Below are 25,681 nucleotides of genomic sequence, written 5' to 3'. Positions count from 1 at the left end.
GCCCTCCCCGTCAGAGCGCCGTGCCCGCGGCACGCAGCGCGCGGGCGGTGAGGGCGGCGGCTCCGGCGTCGGTGAGCCGGCCGTGCAGGCGCAGGCGGGCGAACCCGCCGTCGGGGTACACGTCGATCCGGGCGTGCGTGGCCAGGACCGGCGCGGCGAGCGGCAGCCGGTGCGGGCTGTCGGGCTCCAGCCGGGTCCGCGGGAGGACCTGAGTCCACGCGCCGTCCGCACCGTCCTTCACGGACAGCGACACCCAGCCGGCCGCGTTCCCCTTCAAGTTCGCGGTGTCCACCTCCACCGCACGGATCTCGCACTGCCCGGCCAGCCGGTAGGCGATCCAGTCGTTCCCCCGGTCGCGGCGCCGGCGCGTCTCCCAGCCGTCGTCCTGCTTCTGCGACAGCCCCGGCATGATCGTGTTCCCGGGGGATGAGTAGAAGCCGTCCGAGGCCTCCTCCACGACCCCGCCGTTGACCACGCAGGCCACGTCCACCGTGCCGAGCAGGGCCAGCCACTCGGGATCGGGCAGTACCTCGCCGTGGACCCGCAGCCGCGCGATGCCGCCGTCGGGGTGCTGGTTGATCCGCAGGTGCGTCCAGCGGCGCCCGGACCCGACCGCGAAGCCGTTCGCGGCGTGGCCGCGCACGGGAGTGCGGGGCACGATCTCCTCCCAGGCGTCCGCCCGTTGGAGGAGTTCGGCGGTCGACGGCGTCCCTTCGAAGGCGGCCGCCCACACGCTGACCTGTTGCGGGTGGTTGCCGCGGAAGTGTGCGGTGTCGACGACGATCCCGCGGATGACGCCGGGGGAGCCGAGACGGATGAGCGCCCAGTCGTGATCGGACTCCGTCGGGAACGGCTCGCCCGCGCCCGCCCCGCGCCGGCGCCGGGTCTCCCAACCGTCCATCACCTTCCCCTTGTTGCCGTAGTCGTGCACGTCGAAGACGGCCGCAGTGCGCAGCAGGAGGTTCTCCCGCTCTGCGAAGAACTCGTCGTTGGCCGCGACGACCCCCGCGCCGAGACGGCGGTCGGCGAGGTCCGTCAGCTGGGAGAAGTCGAAGGCGCCGCCCCGGTAGTCGGCGTACGGGTCGCCCGAGACGTAGGGCGCGGCGGCGAAGTCGGTGGTCGGGAACTGCATGCGCGGAAGCCTGCTTTCCGTTGAGGAGAAGGAGTTGGGGCTGGGGTGATGCCTCGACTCTCGCCCACCGGGATTGCCCAGGTCCATCGATTGTTTTCGATCTTTCCTTTCAGGAGAACTGAAAGGTCCAGGTCTGCGACCCGGTCGGTAGTAACCCTCTATCTACTAGGTGAGATGGTTGGTTCTCCCAGGCCCTCCTGGCCCTTCTGGTGCCGGGATCGGCCTACGCCAACACCGTCGGCGTGACGGTGAAGACGCCGGGGGCCACCTCCAGACCCGCAGCGGCCTTCTCCGAGATCTCCACCCACGCGGACTGCTCCTCGGGGCTCATCTCCGGTGGCGGGATCAACCAGGCCATCGGCACCGGGACATCGTCCAACGGCAACAAGGTGAACGACACCTCGCCCAGCCCCGACGGCAGCACCGAGTACACCGGCTCGACCGGCGTCGTCGGCACCGACGTGACGCACTGGCTCGGCATCGGCGGCAGCGGGGGAGCGGTCAACGCCTCGTTCTCCAGCACCCCTTACGCCATGTGCATCACCAGCAACCTGATCAACCACACCCAGGTGGTCATGAACAAGGTCGCAGGACCCACGGCGTCCTCCACGGTGGGCCTCGTCACCGCCACCTGCCCGGCCAACACCCGGCTGCTCGGCGGCGGCGCCCGGATCACCCCGGCCGACGTCGGCAGCCTCAAGCCGATCGCGTCCTTCCCCACCTTCAACGGCGCCGGGCACGCCTACGGCCAGAAGGCGGCGGCCGACGGCCCGCATGAGCTCCTCCATCCGCTTGGGGTGGGCGTCCGTGAAGACCTTGTGCCGGCCCAAGCTGCTGATCACCGAGGCGAAGAGGACCGAGCAACGGTCCTGGCTCGGGGAGGTGTCCGCCGTCGTGCTCCAGCAGTCCCTTCGGGACCTGGACACCGCGTACCGGAACTTCTTCGACGGCCTCAAGGGCAAGCGCCCCCAGACGGGTGCGCCGCGGTTCAAGTCCCGTAAGGACAACCGGCAGGCCGTGCGGTTCACCGCGAATGCCCGCTGGAAGGTCACGGCCGGCGGTGACCTGTCGTTGCCGAAGATCGGCGATGTCCGGGTGAGGTGGTCCCGCACCCTGCCGTCCACACCGTCCACACCGTCCACCGTGACCGTGGTCAAGGATGCGGCCGGAAGGTACTTCGCCTCATTCGTGGTCGATACCGGCACGGATGAGGCGCTGCCCGAGGTGTCCGGTCAGCTCGGCATCGACCTGGGGCTCACGCACTTTGCGATCCTCTCGGACGGTACGAAGATTGACAGCCCGCGCTTTCTGCGGCGGGCGGAGAAGAAGCTGAAGCGGGAACAGCGGCGTCTGTCCCGCAAGGCCAAGGGCTCCAGCAATCGGGCCAAGGCCCGTATCAAGGTCGCCCGCGCTCACGCGCAGGTTGCCGACGCGCGGCGCGAGTTCCACCACCAGCTCTCAACGAAGATCATCCGCGAGAACCAAGCGGTTGCCGTTGAGAACCTGGCAGTCAGAGGACTCGCCCGCACACGCATGGCCAAGTCCGTCCACGACGCCGGATGGTCGGCGTTCCTGGCGATGCTGGAGTACAAGTCCGCCCGTTACGGGCGCACCCTCGTACGCATCGGCCGCTTCGAGCCGACCTCACAGGCCTGCTCGCAGTGCGGCGCCAAGGACGGCCCCAAACCCCTCCACATCCGCGAGTGGGAGTGCAAGGCGTGCGGGTCCGTCCTTGACCGGGACATCAACGCGGCGGTCAACATCGCCAAGGCTGCCGGACTGGCAGTGTCAGCCTGTCGAGCGCTGGTAAGACCGGGACGTGTCCCGGCACAGCGCGAAGAAGCAGGAACCCACCGAGACGGTCAGCCGACCGTGGTAGGAATCTCCTCCCCTTAGGGAGGAGAGCGGAAGTCAAGGGACCTCGACCACCCTCACCACGGACACCACCATTCCGCTGTTCGGGCAAGCCGTCGCCCTGACCGCGACCGTGACGGGCTCCGAACACCCGGCCGCCACCCCGGGCGGCAGCGTCACCTTCCGGGAGGGAACCACCCCGCTCGCCACCGTGGCGCTCGACGCCGGACGGGCCCGCTTCACCACGAGCTCCCTGCGCCCCGGCACCCACCGGATCAGCGCCACGTACACCCCGGACGCCGACCACACGGCGAGCTCCACCGGTGAACCGGTCGAGATCACCGTCGGATTCAGCCGTCCCTGCATCACGACCGACCACCGGGGGCCGCTGACCGTGGCGGCCGGGGAATCGGTCTGCATCGCCTCCGGCGGAAGCCAGAGCGGTCCGCTCACCGTCCGGCCCGGCGGCGCGCTGTCCGTGTCGGACGGCCGCGTCACCGGTGCGCTCTCCGCGGACGGGGCGCTCGCGGTGTCCCTCTGCGGTTCCACGCTGACCGGCCCGGTCGGCGTACGGAGCACCAGCGGTTCCGTGGTGATCGGCTCCGCGCCGGATGCGGGGGCGGCCCCCGTCTGCGCCGGCAACACGCTGACCGGTCCGGTCACCCTGGAGGCCAACACCGGAGGCGTGGAGTTCTCGGACGGCCGGGTCGTCGGACCGCTGGGCTGCGAGGCCAACGAACCGGCGCCGCGCCTCACCGGAACCACGGTCGTCGGACCCCGGTTGGGCCAGTGCCGATGACAGCCCCGGCTCCGTAAGCCCGTAGCCCCGTAGCCCCGTAGCCCCGTAGCACCGCGGGCCCGGCAGGACGCCGGGCCCGCGCGTGTCAGAACGTCCGGTCCAGCAGGGCGAACAGCGCGGACCAGTGCCGCTCGTCCGAGGCCGCGTCGTAGGAGCTCGTGTCGGCCAGGGTGTAGCCGTGCGCCGCGCCCTCGTACACCTCGGCCCGGTGGCGGACCCCCGCCGCCGAGAGGGCCTTCCCCAGCCGCTCGATCTCCTCGGCCGGCAGCGACGGATCCCGGTCCGCGTGGCCGAAGTACAGCTCGGCGGTGACCCGGTGCGCCACCAGGTGCGGACTGTCCGCCGCGTCCGTGGCCAGGGACCCGCCGTGGAAGCCGGCCGCGGCCGCCACCCGCTCCGGATACGTGCCCGCCGTGAGCAGGGCCAGCCGGGCGCCCAGGCAGTACCCCGTGATCGCCACCGGCCCGGCGGCGACCTCCGGGAGGCCCGCGAGCCGCTCCAGATAGGCCTCGGCGTCGCGCATCGCCAGCTCGGCGGTCAGCGAGTCGAGGGCCGGGACGACCCGGTCGAAGAGCTCCGGCTGCCGGCCGAGGTCCACGAACTCCGGAAGCTCGAACACCGGTGCGCGCCCGTGGCGGTAGAAGGGGTTGGGCATCAGGACCACGTAGCCGGCCGCCGCGATCCGGTCCGCCACCGACTTGATGTGCGGACGGATCCCGAGGGCGTTCACGTACAGCAGCACCCCGGGGTACGTGCCTTCGCCGTCGGGCCGGGCCAGATAGGCGTCGGCGGTGCCGTCCCGAGTGCCGACGTCGATCGTCGTCCTGACTACCTCGCATGCGGTCGTCATGGCCGTCCCCCTCTTTCGTATGGCGAAGGCCGCAGACTACCGTGATCGGGCTCTTGCCCCGAAGTGTCCGGAAACCGCCCCTACCGGTTCCCAACTGGGGGCGTACCGTGGTCCGATGCCCGTAGTGGACATCAGTGCCAGCGCGGAAGAGTTCGATGCCGACCCGTACGCGTTCTACGAGAGGATGCGTGCGGCGGGGCCCGTGCACCAGATCGTCCTCGCCGCCGACGAGATCGAGCCGAGCTGGATGGTCGTCGGGCACGAGGAGGCGCGCCGCGCGCTCAACCACCCGGCCCTGTCCAAGGACTGGCGCACCTCGGGCACGTTCCCGGACGCCCAGGCCAACGCCGTGAACTCCAACATGCTGGAATCCGATCCGCCGCACCACACCCGGCTGCGGCGCCTGGTCGCCCGGGAGTTCACCGCGCGCCGCATGGAGGGCATGCGGGTGCGCGTCCAGCAGATCACCGACGAGCTGCTCGACGCGATGGCCGCCGGGCCGGAGCGCGGCGGCGACCTGATCGAGACGCTGGCGTTCCCGCTCCCGATGACCGTGATCTGCGAGCTGCTCGGCGTCCCCGACCTGGACCGGGCCCGGTTCCGGTACTGGTCCAACGAGATCGTCGCCCCCACCTCGGGCGCCTCGAACAGCGACGCGCACCGGGAGCTGGGGAGCTACCTCGCGGAGCTCATCGAGACCAAGGCCAAGGAGCCCGGCGAGGATCTGCTCAGCGCGCTGATCCGGACCAGCGACGAGGACGGCGACTCCCTGTCCTCCGACGAGGTCGTCGGGATGGCCTTCCTGCTGCTGGTCGCGGGCCACGAGACCACCGTCAACCTCATCTCCAACGGCGTACGGGCCCTGCTCGCCCACCCCGGACAACTGGCCGCGCTGCGCGGCGACTTCGACGGACTGCTCGACGGGGCGGTCGAGGAGATGCTCCGCTACGACGGCCCCGTGCAGCCCACCACGTACCGCTACGCCCGCGAATCCCTGGACCTGGGCGGCACCACCATCCCGGCCGGGGCCACCGTGCTCGTCTCCCTGGCGGGCGCCGACCGCGACCCCGCCCGCTTCGCGGACCCCGGGGCGTTCGACATCGGCCGCGCCCCGCAGGGCCACCTGGCCTTCGGCCACGGGCTCCACTTCTGCATCGGCGCCCCGCTGGCACGCATGGAGGGCCGCATCGCGATCCGCTCCCTGCTCGAACGCTTCCCCGACCTGGCCGAGGACCCGGCGGCCGGCCCGCCGGCCTGGCTGCCGGGCAGCCTGATGCACGGGGTGAGCCGCCTCCCGCTCCGCTGGTAGTGCGGGCGGCCCCGGGCCGGCCGGCGGCCCTGGTCAGCCGGCGGCGCCCCGCTCCAGGAGGCGTACGGCCTGCTCCAGACGGGCCCGCCGGGTCTCCGGGGTGAGGGCCTGGAGGAGGGGCAGGACGACGAGGTAGCGCCCGGTCCGGTCCAGGGCCTCGAAGGCCTCCCGGGCCGCCGGATTCTCCGCCAGGGCCGCCGTGACGTCGGGCGGCACCGCCGCCGTCCGCTGGGAGGCGTAGGCCCCCGCCCAGCGGCCGTCCTCCTGCGCCTTGCGCACCTCGGCGAGGCCCGGTTCGCGCATGCGGCCCAGCGCCGTCAGCTCGGTCACCTTGTCGACATTGACCTGCGACCACAGGCTCCGGGGCCTGCGGGGCACATACTTCTGCAGGTAGTACCGCTCGTCCAGGGACCGGCGCTGCCCGGAGATCCACCCGTAGCACAGCCCGATGTCGACCAGCTCGTTCGCGGAGACCGAAGCGATCCCGGACGCCTTCTTCGCCAGCTTGACCCACACGCCCTCGTGCCGGGTGTGGTGCCCGGCCAGCCAGTCCTCGAAGGCCCCGGCATCGGCGAACGCGATGACCTCCACGCCGTCCAGCTCGTCCATACGGGTCAGATTAATGCCCGCGCCCCCCGGAGCGGAGCGGGCACCCGGCTGCGGGATAATGATCGCCGGCGCGGCCCGGTCCGCGCCGGACAGCGCAGCGACCCGAGATGGAGCCCCCGATGGACGTACGCCACTTCGAGCGGATCACCGCCTTCATCGAGGCGCGGCTCACCCCGCTCTTCGCCGAGGAGACGGGCAGCGAGAACGGCTTCGGGATGGACGACACCTCCCGCGCCCTGCGCGCCCTGCGCAACGCGGCGCTGGAGGCCTCGGTGGCCAAGGGCCTCATCGAGCAGCGGGAGACGGCCGAGCCGGCGGTCCGCCGGGTCATCGACCAGGCGGTGGAGCACCACTGGGACGTGCTGCGCGGCATCGCCCGCCAGTGGGAGGACCACGCCGACTTCGTCCGCGAGTTCAAGCGCCACGCGTGGGAGCTCGACGAGGCCCCCGCGGCGGCCGTGGCCCCGTAGGTCCGTAGGTCAGCAGGTCTGTAGGTCAGCAGTCCCGAAACTCCGTAGCCGGGACGCGGCCGGCCGGGTCTACCGCAGGTCCATCCCCGGGTCGTCGATGACGCGCTCCTGCTCGCTCTGCTCGCGCAGGCGGCGCGCCTTGTCCCGCAGCCGGCGGCTCTCGTCGGGGTCGGTCGAGCGGGTGGCGGCCTCGTCGAGTTCCTGTGCCTTGTCGCGCAGCTGCCGGGACCGGCCGTGGGATTCGCCTGCACTCATGATCACTCCTGGGCGCTGTGGGGGGACGCCGGGCGGACTTCAGCGAACCAGCAGTACACCCGGAGCGCATCTCGAACCGCCGCCCGCGGTGACGCACGGTCACCACCAGTACGCGGGATACCTCGGCGCCTTGCGGCGCACGCGGGAGGCCGCGTACCCGGTCAGGACGATCAGGACGGTCGACCCGAACAGCAACGGGACGAACCGGGCCGCCACCGGGGTCTGGAGCACGACCACCACGGCGGTGGCGCAGGCGGGTGAATGCGGGGTGCGCGCGGCCATGACCAGCGCCAGCGTGGCACCGGCGGCCAAGGCGGCCCCCCAGGCGCTGCTTCCGGCCACGGCCAGCACGCCGTAGCCGACGGCGGCCCCCACCATGTGGCCGATGACCACCCCGCGCGGCTGCGCCAGGGGCAGCGCGGGCGCGCTGTGCACCAGGGCGGCGCTGGCGGCCAGCGGGGGTATGAGGATCGGCTCGTGGATCATGGCTCCGATCGCCACGAGCCACAGCAGGACCGCCGTGGCGGCGCTGATGCTGTGGATCGCGGCGGCGGGCGTGGGGCGGGCCGGGGCACGGCCGCCGATCATCCGGCGGCGGGGTGCCTCGGGGGCTTCGGCTCCGGGGGCGCCGGAGGCGTCGGGGGGCGAAGCGGGGTGGAGCGCGGTACTCATGGCGGCAGGTTTCCGGGCAGGGCGGCCGTCGGCCGGGCAGGGGCGGTACGGGGGCGGGCGAGGCCGCGTCACGGTGGCGCGGTGTGCGCGGCATGCCCGCGCGGCTGGACCGCGCGGTGCGGGCATGCCGTGATCGACGGCCGACCGACCTCGCGCCTCGCCCGGGTGGCGGGGGCGGCGCATTCCCGACATGACCCTATCCGGAGCCCTTCCGGCACCCGCCCGCGGGCCCGCCCGGCGGTGCGCGCCCACCTCCGGCCGCCGTCACGCGTAGGGGTCGAAGGGGATCCCGGCCGGTTTGGCCTTGGCCAGGTGGCCGTTGAACTGGCCGTCCTTGATCCCGAGCAGGGCGCTGCCGAAATCGGCCTGGCTCAGCTTGTCGCGCAGTCCGGCGGGGTAGCCGTTCCAGCCGACCAGCGTGGGGTACTGCCAGGTCCCCTTGTGGTTCTCCGGCGGCTCGTCGTTGGAGTTCGCGGCACGGAAGCAATGCGTGCTCCAGCCGTCCTTGTGATAGACGATCTTCGGGTGGGTGCCGTCGAAACGGATCTGCGAGGCGGCGTGCACCTTGAAGTTCCCGTGCTCCGAAGTGGAGACGTAGGCGACCTGGTTGTTCTGGATCCACACCACCACGTGCTCCCAGTCGTGCCGGTGCCCGGCGCTGCCGGGGCCGAGCGAGACCTGGTCCTTCTCGAAGTAGAGCGCGTACATGACGGCGCACCAGCCGTTGTTGCACTTCGCGCGGGAGTAGCCGTTGGTGTTGTTCAGGTCGGAGAGGTCGCGGCACTGGCCGTTGACGTCGCCGCCCATCTTCAGGCCCCCGTTGATGGTGCCGTCCGGGCCGATGGCGGGGCTGGAGTAGCAGCCGTCGCGGTCGTAGTCGTAGGCCGGCTGGAAGGTCTGCTCCAGCCCGTCGGCGTTGGCGGGCAGGGCCGGGGGCGGAGCCGCGTACGCGATGCCCGGGGCGGCGAGGACCAGTGCGGCGGCCCCCGCCGTGACGGCGAGCATCCTGCGGGCCCGCCGGCCCGGCCCCCTGCGGGAAAGCTTCACGGGCGGTGCAGCGGCCATCGTGTCCTCCTCATCGGTCACACGGGCAACGCCCGTGTGGGAATGCGGAGTTCAGCTTTCCCGGCTCCCGCCCCCAGGCCAAGGGGCGGGAGCCTCCCGGTGTCCGGGAATCACCGTCAGCGGTTCTCCGGGAGGTCCGCCTCCGCCGCGGCCGGGGCGAAGGCGAAGCCGCGCGCGGTGGCCGGTCCGGCGGCCGCGGCGGGGGCAGGCGCCTTACCGCAGAAGGCGGCCTCCAGCGTGCCGCCGAGGGCGGTGTTGGCCTGGCCCCGGTTGGAGGTGTTCGCCATGGCGGAGAGGGAGCGCTTGCCGTCCCGGGTGGTGAACGCGTAGGTGTAGAAGCCCTGCACCGTGCCCGTGTGCCCGTAGACCTGCGCACCGCACGAGAGGTCGTAGCGGCGCAGGCCCAGCCCGTAGAACCGGGTGTTCGTGGCGTCGGTCGGGGTCACGGTGAGCATGGCGTCCAGCGTTCCCGGACGCAGCAGCTTCCCGCCGAGCAGGGAGGACATGAAGGTGCTGAGGTCGGCCGCGCTGGAGATCATCGCGCCCGCGGACTGTGCCCAGGAGACGGTCTGTTCGGTCGAGTCGACCAGCGGGGCGCCGGCCTCGTCCGGGTGCAGGTAGCCGTTGGCGTGCAGACCCTTGATGGCCGTGCCGGGGTGGACGTAGGAGGTGTTCTTCAGCTTGAGCGGCTTGATGATGCGCCGCTCGTACTCCTTGGCCACCGGCTTCCCGGTGGCCTTCTCGATCAGCATGCCCACCACGACGAAGTTGGTGTTGGAGTACTTGTACGCCACCCCGGGCTCGGTGGTCCTCGGCTCGGCGAGCGAGAGGCCGACGAGTTCCTTGTAGGTGAACACCTTGTTCCGGACGGCCTCGAAGCCGGGCACGGTGTGCTCGAACATCGCGTTCGTGTAGTCCGCCAGGCCGCTCCGGTGGGTGAGCAGGTGGCGCACCGTGATCCGGTCGTCGGGCAGCAGGCCCGGAAGGTAGGCGTTGACCGACCGGTCCAGCTCGATCCGCCCCTCGTCGACCAGTTGGAGGAGGACGACCGAGGAGAACGTCTTGGTGACGCTGCCGATGCGGAAGCGGGCCCGCGTGTCCATCGCCGCGCCCGTGCTCCGGTCCCGTACGCCCTCCACCCGGGTCCGTACCCCGTCCGGACCGGTGAAGCGGGCCATCGCCCCGGGGGCCCCGGCTGCCGTCGTATTGCGCAAGGCCTGTGTCAGCGCGTCCAGATCGGGCACTACGGCCGACTGGGCGGTGGCCCCGAAGGCGGAGCCCGGCGCGGGCGCCGCGTGGGCGGCGGTGGCGGGCAGCGTACCGCCGGCCACGACGGCGAGCAGCGCTGCGCCGACGGCCAGGCGCCGTGAGCGGGAGAGCGGCGACGAGGTCGACGAGGTCGACGGGGACGACGGGGACGCGGACAGGCGCACGTTGCTCCTCGAATGGGCCGGCTGGGCCGGCGTGGGGGGTTTGCTGGTCGTTTCCGACCTTACGGATGATCAACGACAGGTAGGCACGTTTTCCAGCCAAGCCGACCCGCGGACGTAAATGTTCGTCATCCATGCCCGATAGTCCGGAAGATACGACCAGACGTCATTGGTGTAGCCGTCCGAGGTCACCGACTCCGCGTGCTTCTGGCATTCGACGCGGATCGTCGTCGGGCCGGGGAAGGCGTAGACGCGCGCGGCCGCCGTGGCCGGCCGCTCCTTGGTCCAGACGCCGGCGCCCCAGGTCTGGAACACGTTTCCGGTGACCGGGCCGGTGTCCACGCGGACCGCCCCGTAATAGCCGTTCGACAGCCGCGCGTCGGTGACCTCGCTGACCATCAGCTTGGTTCCCGACTGCCGGGCCTCCGCCATCTTGCCCGCGCCGAGGTAGAGGGCGATGTGGTGCAGGTCCCGGGAGGTCCCCCACACCAGCAAGTCGCCCGGGAACAGGGGAGCGAGCCCCTGGGCGGCCGTGAAGCGGGCGGCCGCGCGGTGCGTGTAGTACTGCGCACTGGCCACCCCGTCGAGCGGGTCCGAGCCGGTGGCCTGCGCGTAGGCATAGCGGACGAACCCCGAACAGTCGAAGCCGAGCCGTTCGGGATCGTGTTCGCTCGCCGGATCGGTGGGGTCCACCTGCCCGTACGTGGCACCGGGCGCCGGGCCGTGGCCACCGCCCCAGCTGTACCAGACCCCCTTTCCCACCTGCTCGCAGGCGGCGGCGACGGCGCGCTCGGCCGCCGCCGAGGCACCGGCGGCCAGGACCCGGCAACCGCTGTCGGCGGCCGCCGGGGCGGCGGGGGTGCAGAGGAGTACGGCCAGGAGCGCGAGGAGCGTTCCGATGAGACCTGTTCGGCGCAGCACGGTGGGAGACCTCGTTTCACGCGGCACGGTAGGGGGAGAAGCGCGGCCGTCCGAAAGGCACTTGGCCGTCGGCGCCGGATCCGTGGACCAGCCTGTCGGCCGCCTCCGCGCCCCGTCGAGACCCGGACGCGGCACCACCCGAACGGGCAACGGGAAACCCCTTGGGAAACCCCGTACGGCTTAGACCGAAGGAGGCGGCCTAGCAGCCGCGCGGAGCCCGCACGGGCAGGCCGGGCACGAGTGCCTGCCGCTCGCGCGGTCCGAGGCGGCCCACCGTCCGGCAGATGTGCGCCAGCCGGGCTCCGGGATCCGGGTTCCACAGCCGTACGGTGCCGTCGTTGCTGCTGCTCGCCAGGGTCCGCCCGTCGGGGGAGAAGACGACCCCCCACACGGCGTTGGTGTGGCCCCACAGCGCCGCCCGGAGCCGGTGTCCGGGCACGTCCCACAGCCGCACCGTACGGTCGTTGCCGCTGCTCGCGAGGGTCCGCCCGTCGGGGGAGAAGGCGATGCCCCGCGCCGAGCCGGTGTGCCCGGTCAGCACCGCGGTGACGCGCCGCTGCTCCGCGTCCCACAGCCGTACGGTGCCGTCGTTGCCGCTGCTCGCCAGGGTCCGCCCGTCCGGGCCGAACGCGACGGCCCGTACCGCCCCCGCGTGCCCGCTCAGCGCGGCGAGCGGGCGACGCCCGGCCACGTCCCACAGCCGGACGGTCAGATCGTCCCCGGCACTGGCCAGGGTCCGCCCGTCGGGGCTGAAGACCACGTCGTTGGCGAAGTCGGTGTGCCCGGTGAGGGTGGCGAGCGGACCGCGCGTGCCGGTGTCCCAGAGGCGTACGGTGCCGTCGGCTCCGGCCGAGGCGAGGGTGCGGCCGTCGGGGGCGAAGGCCACCGAGAACACGGTCCCGGTGTGCCCGGTGAGGGTGGCGAGCAGACTGCGCGTGCCGGTGTCCCAAAGGCGTACGGTGCCGTCGGCTCCGGCCGAGGCGAGGGTGCGGCCGTCGGGGGCGAAGGCCACCGAGAACACCGTCTCGGCGTGCCCCGCGAAAGTGGCCAGAACCCGCCGTCGGGCGACGTCCCACACCAGCACGGTGTGGTCCGTGTCGGCCGTCGCCAGCAGTTTCCCGTCGGGGCTGTACGCGGCGTGCCACACCTCGGTGAACGGGCGCGCCGTCAGCACCGGCCCGCGCAGGTCCCAGAGCACGACGGACTGGTCGAACGCGGCGGTGGCGAGCACCGATCCCGCCGGATCGACGGAGACGGCGAGCACGTAGTCGGTGTGCCCGGCGAGGGTGGCCGTGAGCCGGCCGCCCCGGACGTCCCACAGCCGGGTGGTGCCGTCGCCGCCCCCGCTGATGACGGTCGTGCCGTCCGGCGTGTACGCCACGGAGTTGACGTCGTCGCTGTGCCCGGCCAGCGTCGCGGCCGCGCGCCGCCCGCCGACGTCCCACAGCCGCACCGTACGGTCGACACCGCCGGTGGCGACCGTACGGCCGTCCGGGGCGAAGGCGGCGCCCAGCACCTCGCCGGTGTGCCCGTCCAGAACGGCGGCCGACTCCGCCCGCCGCGTGTCCCACAGCCGTACGGTCCCGTCGGCCCCGGCCGATACGAGGCTCCGGCCGTCCGGGGCGTACGCCAGGGTGTTGACCCGTGCGGTGTGCCCGGTCAGGACGGCGCGCTCGCGGTGATCCCCGGCCGGGTCCCGCAACTGGATGGTCCCGTCGGCGGAGGCGATGGCGAGGGTGCCGCCGTCGGGGGCGAAGGCCACCGCCCGGGCGCCCGCCGTGCTCGGGGGCAGCACCGACACGGGGCCGCCGCCGGATCCTCCTGTGCCGACGGACCAGAGCCGGACCGGGCCGTCGGTGGAACCGGCCGCCAGGGTCCGCCCGTCGGGGCTGAAGGCGACCGTACGCACCCGGCCGGGCGCGGTGAAGGCGGCGAGCGTGCTCCGGTCGGCCACCCGCCGCACCAGCACCCGCCCGTCGGAGCCGGCGGTCGCCAGCAGCCGGCCGCCCGGGGCGAAGGCCACGGCGTTGACCGGCCCGCCGTGCCCGCCGAGCCGCGCCAGGAAGGGCTGCGACTGGGTGCTGAGCAGGGCGCCGCGCGCCTCGGGCGTCGCCTTGGCCCGGTAGGCCTCCTCGGCGAGCAGCATGGAGGCCTCGGGCTGTCCGGCGGACAGGGACAGCGACCGGGCTGCCAGTGCCTGGGAACGGGCGGTCCGCTCCTGGCCCAGCGCCCCCGCGCGCTGCTGGTACGCCACCCCGCCGGCGGTCAGGGCCAGCAGGAGCAGGACGACGAGCGTGGCCAGCATCCGCTGGTGCAGCCGGACCCGGAGCCGGTCCTGTCGGCGGCGCGCCTCCTCCGCGGCCCGGCTCGCGTCGAGGAAGGCCGCCTCCCGGGGGCCCAGCCGGCTGCGGCCGTCCAGCTCGTCGGCCCAGGCGCGGGCGGTGGCGAGCCGGCTCCCGCGGTAGAGCACGGACGGGTCGCGGGCCTCGCGCACCCATTCGTCGGCGGCCTGGGCCAGTTGTTGGTGGACGAGCAGCCCGGCCCGGTCGGCGTGGATCCAGCCGCGCAGCCGGGGCCAGGCGTGCAGCAGGGCCTCGTGGGTGATCTCGACGGTCTCGCTGTCCGCGCTGATCAGCCGGGCCCGGACGAAGGCGTCCAGGGCGGCCGCGGCCCGCGCGGTGTCGGCCTGTCCCTCCAGCAGGGCGGTCCGGCTCATCCGGCGCCGGGTCGGCCCCGTGCCGTCGGCGATGTGCACCAGCCGGACGAGGAGCCGCCGGACCATCCGCTGCTCCGCCGGGTAGAGGCGGGCGAACACCTGCTCGGCGCTGCGCGCGACGGCGCCCTGGATGCCGCCGGCGTACTCGTATCCCGCGACGGTGAGCGTGGACCCCTCGCGCCGCTGCCAGGTGGCCATCAGGGCGTGGGACATCAGGGGCAGGGCGCTGGAGGGAGCCTCCCCCGGCCAGGCGTCCGGACCGGCGCCGGTGCGTGCCACGGGGTCCCGTACACCGGCGTCGCGCAGCAGCAGCGGGACCAGTCCCGGCTCGAGTACGAGCCCGGCGAGCTCCGCCGGGCGCGTGATCGATTCCCGCAGCTCCGCCACGGACATCGGCGGCAGGACGAACAGCCCGTCGCTGAACACGGCGGCCAGCTCCGGCAGGTCCAGGCACTCGCCGGAGAAGTCGGCCCGCACGCCGAGCACGACGACGGCGGGTTCGTATCCGGCACCGGCCGGCCCGGCGGGGGAGGCGGCCAGGGCGAGGAGCACCCGGACGAAGGCGCGGCGCTCCTCCTCGTCGGAGCAGAGGGTGAACAGCTCCTCGAACTGGTCGACCAGCAGCACCGGCCGCACGGTCGGGAGCTGCCGTCCGTCGGCCAGGGGCGGGGGCGGGGCCAGGGGCAGGGGGCCGGGGCCGGCGCCGTACGTCAGCCGGTGGACGGATTCGAGCAGCAGTTCCGGGTGTGCGCCCAACTGCCCCGGGGTGACGCCGAGATCTCCCCCGACCGCCTTGACGGTGGCTTCGAGCAGTTCCCGCAGGGGGTGCGCGGTGGGGGTGAACCTGACGACCGGCCAGCCGTCGGCACCCGCCACCGGGAATCCGCCGCGCCGCAGGGCCGGTACCAGACCCGCGCTGAGCAGGGAGGACTTGCCCGCGCCCGACCGGGCGACGAGGAGCAACGGGCCGTGCCCGAGCCGGTCGTGGACCCGCCCGACGAGGGCGGCCGTGGCACGCTCCCGGCCGAAGAACCACTGCGCGTCCTGCGGGGTGAACGCGGAGAGGCCGCGGTAGGGGCAGGCGCCGTCCGACTGCGGACCGCGCTGGTGGGGCGGGCCGGGCGGGCCGGGGGTACCGAGAGGGCCGGCGGGCTCGGCGCGGGATCCGGCCGGGGGGCCGGATTCCTCGCTCTCCGGTACCAGCCGCAGGAGTTCGCCCTCGGCCCCGAGGACCCGGTCGCAGCTGCGGGCGACATCGAGGGTGACCGGCTTCGCACCGGTCTCGATCTTGCTGAGGTAGCCCTTGCTGTAGTGCGTACGGCGGGCCAGGTCGTTGAGCGAGAGGCCGCGCTCCACGCGCAGCCTTCGCAACTGGGCGGGAAAGGCCGCCGCGGTCCCGCTCGCGCGGTCCGGATCCCCCAAGACGTCCCCCATGGCAATGTGCGCCCAGGCTGTGAGAGGCAGGTGCCCAGGCTAGCGCGGGGGTCGGAGGCCCGACCGGCCATTCGTGCGGTGTGGCGTGAAACGGAGACGTTCCGGAGCCCGGCCGCGGGCCGGATTCCGGAACGTCCTTGCGGGTGGCGAACGGGCGTACCGGCCCGTGGCCGCTAGCGGTTGAGGGTGATCGAGTTGATCGGCCCGAGGTCGGCGTAGACCCCGGTGCCCTGGGCGATGTGGTTGCCGCAGCCGGCTCCATTGGAGCCGGTGCACAGGCGTGCGGTGGCGCCGCCGTACTGGTTGTTGAGGACCCAGTGGTTGCCGAACTGGTTGGTCAGGTTGTGGGCCCCGTAGCTGTAGAAGACGTGGCTCGGGCTGACGGCCGGGTTCTGGTTCTGCGGGTAGATGCAGACCGCCCCGTCCGGGCAGCCGGCCCAGGTGTCGGCCGGCTGCGCGCCGGACGCTCCGGCGGCTCCGCTCAGTGCGACGACGGCGGCCGCGGCGGTGGCGAACGCGGCGGCGCCGCGGATCATCTTGCGCATGGTGTCCCCTCGGGTCTTGCTCCGTGCTGACACCTAGAGCCTGTCCCCGGCGGGCACCGGGGTCGACGGGTTTCCCGTCGCCCGTCGGCCGCCCGGCCCGGGAAACCCCCCGTGACCAGCGAACTCGTCGACGCAGGGGCAACGCCCGTGCCTGCTCCTTCGGCCCAGCGCGGATGAGGCCTTCGGGCGAACGCGCTGCGCGGCGCACGGGGCGGCCGCCGCCGGGGTGATAGCCCGAGGGGACCAACACACCCCGGAGGTGCGGCCGCACATGACCAGGCGACTCGTGACGCGGTCCGCCCGGCGGCTCCCGCCCGGCGGCCGCCCCCGCGCCGAAGCCCGGACCGGCCGGGACCGCACCCCTGTGCGGGCGGTGTCCCCGGCCGCACGGGCGGCCGCCGCCGCGGCGCCGGTGGCTCCGGCCCTGCGGACGGCCGCCGGGTACGCCTGGCGGCTGCTGGTCGTCGGCGCGGCGGCGTACGCGGTCTTCGCCGTCCTGGGACGGTTCCACGAGATCGCCCTGGCCCTCTTCCTCGGCCTGGTCGCGGCGGCCATGCTGCGCCCGCCGGCCGCGCTGCTGGCCCGGGTGATGCCCCGCGGGCTCGCCGTGGCCTGCGCGCTGATCGGCAGCCTGATCCTGGTGCTCGGAGCCCTCGCCCTGGTCGGCGAGGCCGTCGCGGGAGAATGGCCCGCGCTGGTGCGCGAGTTCCGGGACGGGCTGGGCCGGATCCAGAGCTGGCTCCAGGGTCCGCCCTTCCGGCTCGACTCGCACGCCCTGAGCGATGTCCAGTCGAAGATCGGCAGCTACCTCTCCAGCCACCGCTCCACCCTGCTGAGCACGGCGCTGAGCGGGGCGGGACAGGTCGTGGCGGTGCTCACCGTGGTGGCCCTGGCGTTGTTCTGCTCGGTCTTCTTCATCCACTCGGGGGACCGGCAGTGGAACTGGTTCTGCGGACAACTGCCCGAAGGCGTACGGGAACGGGTGGCCGGGGCGGGCCGCGCCGCGTGGCGGACCTTCACGGGCTACACCCACGGCATCGTGCTCGTGGCCGCGACCAACGCCGTCCTGGTGGGCATCGCGCTCTACCTCCTCGGCGTCCCGCTGGCCGTCCCGCTCGCCCTGCTGGAGTTCGTCGCCGCGTTCGTCCCGCTCATCGGCTCCCCGGTGGCCCTCGGCGTCGCCGCCGTCGTCGCCCTCGCCACCAAGGGACCGCTCGTGGCGGCCCTGGTGGCCGCGCTCATCGTGGTCATCGGCCAGATCGAAGGGCACCTGCTGCATCCCCTGGTGATGAGCTGGGCGGTGCGCCTGCACCCGATGGTGGTGGCCCTGTCGGTGGTCGCGGGAGCCATCGCCGCCGGGATCGTGGGGGCCGTGGTGGCGGTACCCCTGGTCTCGGTGGCCTGGTCCGTCCACCAGTCCCTGCGCAAGGCCCGTACGGCTGACGCGGAGCCGACGCGGTTCTGACCCGGAGCCGACCCGGAGCCGCCCCGGCGGGGAGGCCCCCGCGGGTCCCGCCTCAGCCGCGGGGGTCCACGACGGCCTCGACGTGGTCGGCGACGGCGACGAGCAGCACGCGCGTGCCCGCCTCCAGCGCCCGCCAGCGGTGTTCCACCCCGCCGGTGAGGTACAGCGTGTCGCCGCGGCCCAGGCGGTGGGTCCGCCCGTCGGCCTCGACCTCGGCGGAGCCGTCGGCGACGTACATCAACTCGTCGTTGCGGTGCCGGAACGCACGGTCGGCGCCGTGGTCCCCGCTGAACTCCAGCGCGTGCATCTGGTGCTGGCCGCGTACGAGAGGACGGACCCGGGCGGTCGGATCCAGCCCGGGATCCAGCCCGGGATCGGCGTCGGCCCGCACGATGTCCACCCGGCGCGGGGTCTCCCCGGCGGCCAGCAGCTGCACGGCCGTGGTGTCCAGGGCGTCAGCCACCCGCTGGAGCGAACGCATGCTGGGGCGGGCCCGGTCGTTCTCGATCTGGCTGAGGAAGGGCGAGGACAGCCCGCTGCGCGCGGCCACCTCGGCGAGGGTGAGGTCCAGAGCCCTGCGCCGTCTGCGGATGCCCGCGCCGATCCTCCGCTCGGACGTCTCGTCTTCCACCTGGCCGCCCACCCCGCACCCCGCTCGTCGTTCTCCGCCTCTGACGATCATCTTCCCGCACCTCGCCGCGGGCTTCGCACTCCCTTCACAGTGCCGCAACAATGCGCCGCTAACTTCAAAGGAGATTGCTTGCATCAAAGAAAGTTTCACGCTCCGCAGGAGGACAGCATGCCCCCGGTCGACCAGAACTTCCGCCGGCGCCGCGGCACCGGTCTCATCGCCCTCGACCCCGCCGCCTCGGAAGGCGGGTACACCCTCTACGCCCCGCTCACCGGCACCGGCGAGGTGTACCTGATCGACATCCACGGCGAGGTGGTCCACGAGTGGCGGCTGCCCTACCGCCCCGGCCGGCACGCCCGGATCCTCGACGACGGGAACCTGGCCTACAGCGGGGTGCTCCCAGGCCAGGAGGCCCTCTTCCCGATGTGGCACAAGTACCGCGGCGGCGTGATGCTCGAAGCCGCCCCGGACGGCACCGTCCTGCGCGAACACCGCGATCCGCTCCAGCACCACGACGCCCACCACCTCGGCGGCGGCCGCGTGCTCTACACCGCGCTCGAACCGCTGCGGGGCGCGGACGCGGCGGGCGTGCTCGGCGGGGTGCCCGGCTCGGAGGCGGCCGACGGCACGGTGTGGGCCGACACCATCACCGAGGTCGACGCCGACGGCTCCGTACGCTGGTCCTGGAGCGCGGCCGAACACCTCGACCGGGCCGAATACGCCCTGCACCCGGACTACGCGCGCGAACACTGGCCGCTGATCAACAGCGTCGTACCGCTCGCCGACGGGAACGTCCTCGCCAGCCTGCGCAGCGTCTCCGCCGTGGTCGTCATCAGCCGGGGGACCGGCGAGATCCTCTGGCGCACCGAACCCGGAGTCGTCTCACAGCAGCACGCCCCCACCGAACTCGCCGACGGCAGGGTGCTGGTGTTCGACAACGGCGTCTTCCGGCCCGGATCGGACGTCCCCTACTCCCGTGTCATCGAGATCGAGCGCTCCTCGGGCAAGGTCGTCTGGGAGTACCACGACCCGGCCCGCGAGGCCTTCTTCGCCCCGTTCATGGGCAGCGCCCAGCGCCTCGCCGGCGGCAACACCCTCGTCACCGACTCCCCGTCGGGCCGCCTCTTCGAGGTGACCCCGGAGGGCTACCTCTGCTGGGAGTACGTCGTCCCCCACTTCGGCGCCTACCAGGAGTCCGAGGTCCGCGGCCTGTTCCCGTCCGAACCCAACGCCGTCTTCCGCGCCTACCGCTACACCGCCGAAGAGCTGCCCTGGCTCGACAGAGAGGCCGCCCGGTGAGCGCCGCCTCCACGAAGCGCGCGGCGGCGGGTCCGGTGAGCCCGGTCAGTGCGGTGGACGAGCGGCTGCCGCTGCGCCGGCTGGCACCGCTGTCCGCACAGCACGTACTGGCCATAGTGGCCGCGCCCGTCTCCACCACGTTCCTGACCGGCCAGGCCCTCGGCCTCACCTCGGCCGGCACCGCCTCCCTGCTCAGCGCCACCCTCGTCCTCTGCGGTGCGGGCACCCTGCTCCAGTCCCTCGGCCTGTGGCGGTTCGGGGCCCGGCTGCCGTTCGTCATGCTCCCCGGCGGGGCGGCCACCGCGCTCTTCCTGCAGATAGCCAAGGACCACGGCCCCGCGACCGCGACCGGCTCGGTGCTCCTCGCCGCGGCGCTGCTCTTCGCGGTCCTGCCCTTCTACGCCAAGGTCGTACGGCTCTTCCCGCCCGTGGTCATGGGCATCACCGTGCTGCTCATCGGGATCGCCATGATCCGGGTCGCCGCCCAGCTGGTCACCGGCCGCCCCGGCAGCCCCGGGTACGCCGCGCCGTCGGCCGTGGTGCTGGCCGGCGCGACCATCGCCGCCACCGTGCTCTTCCTCATGGTGCTGCGCGGGATCTGGCGGCAGACCGCCGTGCTCCTCGGCATGGGCGCGGGCACCCTCATCGCCCTCACGACCGGCCTCGGCCACCTCGCGCCCGTGCACGGAGCCGACGGGGGTCTGACCCTCCCGCACCTCCTCCCGTACGGCGCACCGCACTTCGACGTGCTCGCCGCGCTGCCCCTCCTCGTCTTCAGCCTCACCACCCTCGCCGAGATCACCGGGCAGACCGTGCTGAACAGCGAGACGGTGGGACGCGAGAGCGACCCCGGACGCGATGTCCCCCGGGTGGCCAGGGCCGACGCGCTGGTCTCGGTGTTCGGCGGGCTGTTCGGCACCTCGCTGATGGTCACGAGCGCCGAGAACATCGGCATCGGACGGCTCACCGGGGTCCGCAGCCGCTTCGTGACCGCCGGGGCGGGAGTGCTGCTCGTCGCCGTCGGCCTGCTGGCCCCCGTCTCCCGGCTGCTCGCCGCGATCCCCGCGCCCGTCGTGGGCGGATCCGCCCTGGTGATCTACGGGATCATCGCGGTGATGGGCGTCGACATGCTCGGGCGGACGGCGCCCGGCGCCGGCGGGGGTTCCACCGTGATCGCGCTGGCCCTCACCGCCGGACTGCTGCCGGTGGTGGCCCCCGACCTCTACCAGGGGTTCCCCACCTGGGCCCGGACGGTCCTCGGCAGCGGGGTGGTGGCGGGCACGCTCGCCGCGGTCCTCCTCCACGCCCTCTTCCGCGCGTTCGGGAGCGCCGAGCCGCCGGGCGGGACGGCCCCGCGGAAGGCCGGCCCCGAGGACTGACGGCGGCGGTCCGCCGGGCCGGTGGCTATCCTCGCGCGTCGAAGGCGGGTACAACTGCTGTGCGAAGAGGGGGAGCCGATGCTGCGCGATGTGCGCGAGTGGTTCGACGGCGCGGCCGACGGGGAGATACGGGCACTGGAAGAGGTGCCCGACATCGATCCGGAGCGGCTGCGGGAACTGTGGTGTGCCGAACCGGAGCTCATGCTCCGCCTCGACCACCTGCACACGGCCGCGCAGCGGGCCTTCGAACGGCGTACGAGGGCGGCGGTCACCGGGGAACTGCTCCGCGCCCTGCGCGCCGTGGCCCAGGGAGCGGACGTGGCCCGCCTGGAGACGGCGGTCGCGCAGGCCGGAGCACGGCTCGAAGCCGATACGGCCACCGCGGCGGCGCGGGGCCTGAACACCGGCCTGACGTGCGGGATCGTGGTCAGCCCGGTGATCCTGGTCGTGGTCTTCGCGGTGGGCGCGTGGGTGCCCCGGATCTTCAGAGTGGAGCTCGGCTGCGCGCCGCGACTGGCCCTGGCGGGGGCCCTGGTGTGCTTCGCGGGCGGCGCGATGGGCGCGGTCTTCAGCGTGATCGTCCGGCTGCGCGATCCCCGGCAGCTCATCCGCGACAGTCCGGGCGGGGCCGGCCCGGACGCGGATCCGGTCCAGCTGTGCCGGGCGCTGCGCCAAGAGGGCTGGTACCGGGTGGTGGTGGGGTGGTTCCTGGCCACCGCGCTCTACCTGCTCGTCGCCGGCGGGATCCTCACCGTCCTCACCCCGCCGGCCACCCCGGCCGAACTGTGCGGGCCCGGCCCGCTCTCCGGCGCCGAGCACGGGGCCCTGGTCACGACCTGGTTCTTCTGGGGAGCCGTCGGCTTCCTCGCGGGCCTGAACGAACGGTGGGCGCGCGGTCTGCTGCGCCACCCCTCGGCAGCCGGGGCGGAGACGGCCGGGCCGGGGGAGGGCGCGCGGCGCGCGTAGGGCGGCGGCACCCGCTGCGCCCGGCCCGCGCCGGACGGCATGATCGGCGGGAGCCGGTTAGCGTCGGGGGATGAGTACCGAACCGCAGACCTTCGAGATCCTGTTGGTGCCCGAGCACGTGGTGGAGGGGTCGCCCGACGACGCCGTCCGCTCGGCCGTCGTCGCACCGACCGGCCAGAACGGCGCCTCCGGCTACCCCCGCTACTCGGGTGACGGGATGGTGGCCGACATCGATCCGCGCACCCGAACGGTCGAAGCACTCCTCGTGGACGGCTCCGAGCTCGACTACGGCCTCAAGCCCGTCCTGTACCCGCCCACCTGACAGGCCGTCCCGGCGGGCAGGCCCGGCCTGCCCGCCGCCCGAACGCCGCCCGAACGCCGCCCGAACGCCGGCCGAACCGCTACTCGAAGCGGGCGGTGTCGCCCGCGCCCCGCCGGACGATCTCGGCCTCGCCGCTGGAGAAGTCGATGACCGTCGTCGGCAGCGTTCCGCAGTCGCCCGAGTCGACCACCATGTCCACGACGTGGTCGAGCCGGTCCTTGATCTCCCAGCCCTGCGTCATCGGCTCCTCCTCGTCGGGCAGGAGCAGCGTGCTCGACAGCAGCGGCTCGCCGAGTTCGGCCAGCAGGGCCTGGACCACGACGTGGTCGGGGATGCGCACGCCCACCGTCTTCTTCTTCGGGTGCTGGAGCTGGCGCGGCACTTCCTTCGTCGCCGGGAGGATGAAGGTGTAGCTGCCGGGGGTGGATGCCTTGATCGCGCGGAAGACGTCGTTGTCGATGATGACGAACTGTCCGAGCTGCGCGAAGTTCTCGCACACCAAGGTGAAGTGGTGGCGGTCGTCGAGTTGCCGGATGGACCGGATCCGGTCCACACCGTCACGGTTGCCCAGTTGGGCGCCCAGCGCGTAGCAGGAGTCCGTCGGGTAGGCGACGAGTCCTCCGGCGCGGATGCCGTCGGCGATGCTGCCGATGGCGCGGGGCTGGGGGTTATCGGGGTGTACGTCGAAGTACTTTGCCATCCGTCGAGCCTACGGGATCCGGTGGTTCCGGCACTCGGGCCGGGTGCTCCCCGAGGACGGGTCGAGCAGAAACCAGCCGATTGTCCATTTTCTATCCTGCTCGGACCGTATTTTCCCGTGATTGCGATCATATTCGTTGCGTCGGGTGCGTAAATTCTTCGGCGGTGTACATAGGGTGCGGGAATCGGCGGCCTGTCCGTGGCCGATTAGTCACGCACGAGGGTTTGCCACATATGACCGCCACTTCACTCACGCCTGCCGGAAAGCCGCTCTCCACGGGAGGTCGCAGAGAGGTCGCGTCCCAGGTCGGCGGGGTCAAGCGGAATATCGCATTCCTTTCCGCTCTCGCGGCCGCGCTCATATCCATGGCGGCTTACAGCGCCGGTCTCGCCGCGCGCGGCGTTTACCCTTTCGGGTCCGTCCCGCGCGCCACGAACGACCTGCGCCACCAATACGTTCCGTTCCACACCCGCCTCTGGGACCTCCTGCACGGCCGGGCCGAGGGCGATCTGCTCTTCAACTGGCAGAGCGGCTACGGCGTCGGATTCCTCGGTGACTTCTTCACCTATCTCGGCAATCCGTTCTCCCTGCTGGCCGGCCTCCTGCCGCGCCAGCACGCAGAGCTCTCCGTCTACCTCGTCAGTCTCTGCAGCATGGGCCTCGCCGCCGCCCTGATGACCGTGTACCTCGGGCGCCTGCGACCCGGCTCGCCCTGGCTGCGCGCCCTGCTCTCCGTGGGCTACGCCGTCTGCGGCTGGGGAGTCGCCGAGGGCACCATCGTCCCGATGTGGACCTGGGGCCTGGTCGCGATACCCCTGCTCGGGATAGCCGCCGACTGGTGTCTGACCGGCCGCCGCTGGGTCCTCGGGAGCCTCTTCGTCGCCGTGTGCTGGTACGCCAACTTCTACACCGCCGCCATGGCCACCACGGCCACCGCGCTCGTCTTCCTCCTACGGCTCCTGCTCGCCGAAACCGACTCGCGCACCCGCGGCCGGGCGCTGTGGCGGGCCGCCACCATGACCGGCGCCGGACTGCTCCTCGCCGCTCCGGCCATCCTGGTGTGCGCCTTCGCCAACCGCCGGGCCCAGCCCACCGAGCTGTACGTGGTCAGCGTGGACATCGATGCGCTGGCCTTCCTCTCGATGCTCATACCGGGCACCCATCCCGTCCGCGTCGCCACGCCGAACGTCTACGCCGGAGTGCTCGTCCTCCTCCTCGTGCTGACCCTGCCCTTCCAGTCGAAGGTCCGCGTCCGCGAACGCCTCGCCTGGTTCTCGCTCATGCTGCTGACCGGCGTCTCCTTCGTCCTCACCCCCACCGCCAAGCTCTGGCAGGGCGGGGCCCTCCCGCACGGCGCCCCCTTCCGCGAGTCCTTCGTGCTCAGCGGCATGCTGGCGATGGCCGCCTGGATCTGCCTGGCCCACATGCCCCGGCCCCGGGCCCTGCTCGGCGGCGCCGGCCTGCTGGCCCTGCTCGTCGCGGCCACCCACGACCTCCCGCCGGTCAACGGGCACGCCCTCACCGGCGTCCTGACCGGCGGCGCCGTCACCATCGCCCTGCTGCTGTTCTACGCGCGTGGGCTGCGCCGCCCCGCCCGCATCGGCGTCATGCTGCTGCTGGCCGTCTCGGTCTTCGCCGGCACCATGCACTCCGTCTACGGCAACTCCGTCGCCAACGACCCCCTCCGGCGCGGCCCCGCACGCGCCCAGACCATGACCGAGCTCGGCAAGAGCGCGCACCAGGCCCTGGACGCGCACAAGAACTGGCCCGCCACCCGCGCCGACGCCGGGTCCGGCCTCTTCGTCACCAACAACGACGCGATGCTGGTCGGCGGCCAGGGCGGCGCCTACTACAGCAGCTACGTGAGCGTGGAGACCGCGCGCGGACTGCGCGGCCTCGGCCTCGGCCAGGCCATGGGCGGCCGCCACCTGTGGCCCGTGGGCGACCCGGTGCTGCGGGCCCTGCTCGGCATCGGCACCGTCCTCGAACGGGTCGGCGAGGACGGCGTCACCGTCCGCACGCTGCCCGCCCCGCCCCTGGTCACCCTCCGCGCACCGGGTGGCGACCAGGCCTACGGGGCTCCCGAGGGCTCCGTCTGGGCCCGGCGCCAGGCCGCCCTCGGCGCCAGGATCTACACCGTGCCCGCCCTCGCCCACGCCGGCGGCCCGGCCGCACCCGCGCCGGCGGCCGGTCGGGGCTTCGCCCTGACCAGGACCGAGGGCGAGGGCCCGGAGAGCTGGACCGTGTTCACGGGGCGGTGCGCCCCGGGGGCCCGGGCCTTCCTCCACGCGCCCGACCTGTTCGCGACCGCCCGGGCCGAGGGCACCGGCCGGCTCGAGAGCTTCGTCGGCAGGCCGCCCGTGGTCAGCGCCCCGGTCAGGGAACTGGGCACGGTGCCGGCCGACGGCCGCTTCACCTTCTCCGTGCGCACCCCGCAGGACGGCCAGGTCCTGCCGCCCGACGCGCTCGGCTGCCTGGACCAGGCCGCCTTCGACGCGGCCGTGGCCGGGCTGAAGGCGGGCGGGGCCACCGAGGTCACGGCCGGCGGACACGGCGTCGAGGCCCGGCTGCCCAAGGGCTCGACCGGTACGGCGGTGCTCGCCACCACGGCGTCCCCCGGCTGGAGCTGCTCGGTCGACGGAGGACCGTCCCGCGCCCCGGTCTCGTACCAGGGCCTGATCGGCGTCCCCCTGGGATCCGGCGGCGCCGACCGGGTGCAGTGCTCGTACGTCCCCGAGGGGCTCCGCGCGGGCCTGGCCGGCGCCGGCACGGGCCTGCTGCTCATCGCGGGGGTCCTGGCCGGCACGCGGTGGCGGGCCCGCCGGGCTTGAGCTGTTCGCAGCCGGGTGGCCGGCCCC

The 25,681-nt window shown here is 73.2% G+C and carries 22 protein-coding genes and 1 pseudogene; 10 read left to right on the top strand and 13 right to left on the bottom strand.

Features of this window, described 5'->3' with window-relative positions:
- Nucleotides 1–10: 10 nt before the first annotated feature.
- Nucleotides 11–1,132: an allantoicase gene (alc, locus tag AC061S_RS09915; RefSeq protein WP_478685482.1), complete on the bottom strand. Its 1,122-nt coding sequence runs from the start codon at nt 1,130–1,132 to the stop codon at nt 11–13.
- Between the two features lie 223 nt (nt 1,133–1,355).
- Complete coding sequence (locus AC061S_RS09910; protein ID WP_478685481.1) at nt 1,356–1,655, bottom strand: hypothetical protein; 300 nt, start codon at nt 1,653–1,655, stop codon at nt 1,356–1,358.
- Between the two features lie 251 nt (nt 1,656–1,906).
- Between AC061S_RS09910 and AC061S_RS09905 the strand changes: the two genes are divergently transcribed.
- Both AC061S_RS09905 and AC061S_RS09900 read left to right on the top strand, forming a co-directional pair.
- Nucleotides 1,907–3,028: an RNA-guided endonuclease InsQ/TnpB family protein gene (locus AC061S_RS09905; RefSeq protein ID WP_478685480.1), complete on the top strand. Its 1,122-nt coding sequence runs from the start codon at nt 1,907–1,909 to the stop codon at nt 3,026–3,028.
- A 46-nt stretch (nt 3,029–3,074) separates the two neighbouring features.
- A pseudogene (locus AC061S_RS09900) lies at nt 3,075–3,785 on the top strand (Ig-like domain-containing protein); the annotation flags it as partial.
- A gap of 85 nt (nt 3,786–3,870) precedes the next feature.
- On the opposite strand, the gene AC061S_RS09895 reads toward AC061S_RS09900, so the two are convergent.
- Complete coding sequence (locus AC061S_RS09895; RefSeq protein ID WP_478685479.1) at nt 3,871–4,635, bottom strand: dienelactone hydrolase family protein; 765 nt, start codon at nt 4,633–4,635, stop codon at nt 3,871–3,873.
- Nucleotides 4,636–4,750: 115 nt separating this feature from the next.
- On the opposite strand from AC061S_RS09895, the gene AC061S_RS09890 reads away from it, so the two are divergent.
- On the top strand, nt 4,751–5,944 hold the full coding sequence (locus tag AC061S_RS09890; protein ID WP_478685478.1) for a cytochrome P450 family protein: 1,194 nt from the start codon (nt 4,751–4,753) through the stop codon (nt 5,942–5,944).
- Between the two features lie 33 nt (nt 5,945–5,977).
- On the opposite strand, the gene AC061S_RS09885 is transcribed toward AC061S_RS09890, so the two are convergent.
- Entirely contained in the window at nt 5,978–6,553 is a 576-nt protein-coding gene (locus tag AC061S_RS09885) for a YdeI/OmpD-associated family protein (protein ID WP_478685477.1), read from the bottom strand.
- A gap of 119 nt (nt 6,554–6,672) precedes the next feature.
- Between AC061S_RS09885 and AC061S_RS09880 the strand changes: the two genes are divergently transcribed.
- Entirely contained in the window at nt 6,673–7,023 is a 351-nt protein-coding gene (locus AC061S_RS09880) for a hypothetical protein (protein WP_243332017.1), read from the top strand.
- 69 nt (nt 7,024–7,092) lie between these two features.
- Here the strand turns inward: AC061S_RS09880 and AC061S_RS09875 are convergent, their stop codons facing one another.
- From AC061S_RS09875 to AC061S_RS09845, 7 genes are all read right to left on the bottom strand, one after another.
- A complete protein-coding gene (locus AC061S_RS09875) occupies nt 7,093–7,278 on the bottom strand; it encodes a DUF6381 family protein (protein WP_284717145.1) in 186 nt (61 codons plus the stop codon).
- Nucleotides 7,279–7,377: 99 nt separating this feature from the next.
- Nucleotides 7,378–7,950 (bottom strand): HPP family protein, encoded by a 573-nt coding sequence (locus AC061S_RS09870; RefSeq protein WP_478685476.1) that lies wholly within the window; start codon nt 7,948–7,950, stop codon nt 7,378–7,380.
- Between the two features lie 264 nt (nt 7,951–8,214).
- Nucleotides 8,215–8,955, bottom strand: coding sequence for an NPP1 family protein (locus AC061S_RS09865; protein ID WP_478685630.1), 741 nt, complete (start codon nt 8,953–8,955; stop codon nt 8,215–8,217).
- Between the two features lie 176 nt (nt 8,956–9,131).
- Nucleotides 9,132–10,442: a serine hydrolase domain-containing protein gene (locus AC061S_RS09860; protein ID WP_478685629.1), complete on the bottom strand. Its 1,311-nt coding sequence runs from the start codon at nt 10,440–10,442 to the stop codon at nt 9,132–9,134.
- A 75-nt stretch (nt 10,443–10,517) separates the two neighbouring features.
- Nucleotides 10,518–11,366: a C40 family peptidase gene (locus tag AC061S_RS09855; RefSeq protein ID WP_478685475.1), complete on the bottom strand. Its 849-nt coding sequence runs from the start codon at nt 11,364–11,366 to the stop codon at nt 10,518–10,520.
- Between the two features lie 199 nt (nt 11,367–11,565).
- Nucleotides 11,566–15,516, bottom strand: coding sequence for an nSTAND1 domain-containing NTPase (locus tag AC061S_RS09850; protein WP_478685474.1), 3,951 nt, complete (start codon nt 15,514–15,516; stop codon nt 11,566–11,568).
- A 173-nt stretch (nt 15,517–15,689) separates the two neighbouring features.
- Complete coding sequence (locus AC061S_RS09845; RefSeq protein WP_478685473.1) at nt 15,690–16,061, bottom strand: hypothetical protein; 372 nt, start codon at nt 16,059–16,061, stop codon at nt 15,690–15,692.
- A gap of 271 nt (nt 16,062–16,332) precedes the next feature.
- Between AC061S_RS09845 and AC061S_RS09840 the strand changes: the two genes are divergently transcribed.
- Entirely contained in the window at nt 16,333–17,526 is a 1,194-nt protein-coding gene (locus tag AC061S_RS09840; protein ID WP_478685472.1) for an AI-2E family transporter, read from the top strand.
- A 52-nt stretch (nt 17,527–17,578) separates the two neighbouring features.
- Here AC061S_RS09840 and AC061S_RS09835 read toward each other — a convergent pair whose 3' ends face one another.
- On the bottom strand, nt 17,579–18,157 hold the full coding sequence (locus AC061S_RS09835) for a helix-turn-helix domain-containing protein (protein WP_478685471.1): 579 nt from the start codon (nt 18,155–18,157) through the stop codon (nt 17,579–17,581).
- A 168-nt stretch (nt 18,158–18,325) separates the two neighbouring features.
- Between AC061S_RS09835 and AC061S_RS09830 the strand changes: the two genes are divergently transcribed.
- From AC061S_RS09830 to AC061S_RS09815, 4 genes are all read left to right on the top strand, one after another.
- On the top strand, nt 18,326–19,456 hold the full coding sequence (locus AC061S_RS09830; RefSeq protein WP_478685470.1) for an aryl-sulfate sulfotransferase: 1,131 nt from the start codon (nt 18,326–18,328) through the stop codon (nt 19,454–19,456).
- Complete coding sequence (locus tag AC061S_RS09825) at nt 19,453–20,835, top strand: uracil-xanthine permease family protein (RefSeq protein WP_478685469.1); 1,383 nt, start codon at nt 19,453–19,455, stop codon at nt 20,833–20,835. The genes AC061S_RS09830 and AC061S_RS09825 overlap by 4 nt, the downstream gene beginning before the upstream one ends.
- A gap of 78 nt (nt 20,836–20,913) precedes the next feature.
- Entirely contained in the window at nt 20,914–21,801 is an 888-nt protein-coding gene (locus tag AC061S_RS09820; protein WP_478685468.1) for a hypothetical protein, read from the top strand.
- Between the two features lie 70 nt (nt 21,802–21,871).
- Nucleotides 21,872–22,123: a hypothetical protein gene (locus AC061S_RS09815; RefSeq protein ID WP_266901859.1), complete on the top strand. Its 252-nt coding sequence runs from the start codon at nt 21,872–21,874 to the stop codon at nt 22,121–22,123.
- 79 nt (nt 22,124–22,202) lie between these two features.
- On the opposite strand, the gene AC061S_RS09810 is transcribed toward AC061S_RS09815, so the two are convergent.
- A complete protein-coding gene (locus AC061S_RS09810; protein WP_478685467.1) occupies nt 22,203–22,823 on the bottom strand; it encodes an L-threonylcarbamoyladenylate synthase in 621 nt (206 codons plus the stop codon).
- Between the two features lie 365 nt (nt 22,824–23,188).
- On the opposite strand from AC061S_RS09810, the gene AC061S_RS09805 reads away from it, so the two are divergent.
- Entirely contained in the window at nt 23,189–25,654 is a 2,466-nt protein-coding gene (locus tag AC061S_RS09805) for a YfhO family protein (protein ID WP_478685466.1), read from the top strand.
- Nucleotides 25,655–25,681: the final 27 nt, after the last annotated feature.

The sequence above is a fragment of the Streptomyces sp. CA189 genome (assembly GCF_056428985.1).
The sequence above is the reverse complement of the archived record's forward strand: the minus strand, read 5'-3'. Positions and strand labels throughout refer to the sequence as shown.